The sequence below is a fragment of the Thermococcus sp. genome, from assembly GCF_027012695.1.
Lineage (GTDB): Archaea > Methanobacteriota_B > Thermococci > Thermococcales > Thermococcaceae > Thermococcus.
In genome coordinates this window covers 1-1604 of record NZ_JALUYR010000074.1, presented here as the reverse complement: position 1 = coordinate 1604, position 1604 = coordinate 1, and the positions used below count along the sequence as shown (strand labels likewise).

Below are 1604 nucleotides of genomic sequence, written 5' to 3'. Positions count from 1 at the left end.
CAGCTCTGGGATGTGTGGCCCGAGAACGTAACCGTGAACGAGACCGCTGGAGGAACGGGGGACAACTCCACTAACACCGGAAACCAGACGGACACTGGAACTGGCGATTCAGGAGGCTCAAACAACTCAACTGACACTGGTAACTCAGGTAACCAGACAGGGGACACCGACAGCGGCACCGGCGGAAATCAGACTGGAGGCTGGACTGGCGGGACTGGAGGAAACCAGACTTCTTCAGACCTCATCAAGCCCGATGCATTCAGCGTCAAAGTGAACGACTGGGGCAACACGGAGTACGACGTCACTCTCAACCTCGGGGCGAAGGTCGACTGGACTGTCAGGGTAAAGCTCGAAGACGGCTCGGCAATCTCAAGCTTCTGGAGCGTCAGCAAGTCCCAGGAAGGTGAGTACATCGTTTTCACCCCCGCGAGCTGGAACAAGGGGCCTACAGCAAGCTTCGGCTTCATAGCAACGGGAAGCAAGCCGGTCGAAGCGATGTACCTCTACGTTGACGGCCAGCTCTGGGACGTCTGGCCTGACAACGCAACTCCCGATAACCAGACTGGTGGAAGTGGTGGCAACCAGACGGGTGGAGATACTGGAGGCAATCAGACTGGAGGGGGAACGGGCGGTTCTGGAAACACCACGACCGGGAACACGACCTACGTTCCCGCGGGACCTGGACTTCCGGAGCACTTCTTCGCGCCCTACATCGACATGAGCCTCAGCGTCCACAGGCCGCTCGTTGAATACTACAACCTCACGGGAACGCCGTACTTCACGCTCGCCTTCATCCTCTACAGCTCTGCCTACAACGGGCCGTCGTGGGCCGGCGGAATACCGCTCGACCGGTTCCTCGGCGAGGTCAGGGACCTGAGGGAAGCTGGTGGCGACGTCATTATCTCCTTCGGTGGCGCCCTCGGACCGTACCTCTGCCAGCAGGCCCGGAGCGCGGAGCAGCTCGCCGACTGGTACATCCAGATAGCGGACCTCTACAACGCCACCTACTTCGACTTCGACATCGAGTCCAGCGTAGATGCAAACCTCCTCGCCGATGCCCTCGTCATCCTCCAGAGGGAGAGGCCGAACGTGAGGGTCAGCTTCACCCTTCCGAGCGACCCCGGAGCTGGCCTCGTGGGGGCGGGCTACTCGATAATCCAGACCATGAAGGAGAAGGGCGTCGAAGTGGACAGGGTTAATCCGATGACGATGGACTACTACTGGAAGCCGGCAAACGCCCAGAACGCCATAAGCGTCGCCGAACACCTCTTCACCCAGCTCAAGCAGATCTACCCCGAGAAGAGCGACGATGAGATATGGGGCATGATAGGCCTCACCCCGATGATAGGCACCAACGACGACAAGAGCGTCTTCACCCTCAGCGACGCCCAGCAGCTCGTCGACTGGGCGATCCAGCACGGGATACGCTCTTTAGCATTCTGGAGCGTTGACCGCGACCATCCTGGGCCAAGCGGACAGGTTTCGCCTCTCCACAGGGGGACGAGCGACCCGGACTGGGCCTTCAGCCACGAGTTCGTGAGGTTCATGACCGCCTTCGCTTCATACAGTGCCCCGGCTCAGGTCGCGGTTGCCGCGATCTGATC

The 1604-nt window shown here is 60.3% G+C and carries 1 protein-coding gene; it reads left to right on the top strand.

Going from position 1 to position 1604, the window contains the following annotated elements:
• Positions 1-1602, top strand: a 1602-nt coding sequence (locus MV985_RS06195) for a cellulose binding domain-containing protein (RefSeq protein ID WP_297464413.1), incomplete at its 5' end; no start/stop codon positions are given.
• Positions 1603-1604: the final 2 nt, after the last annotated feature.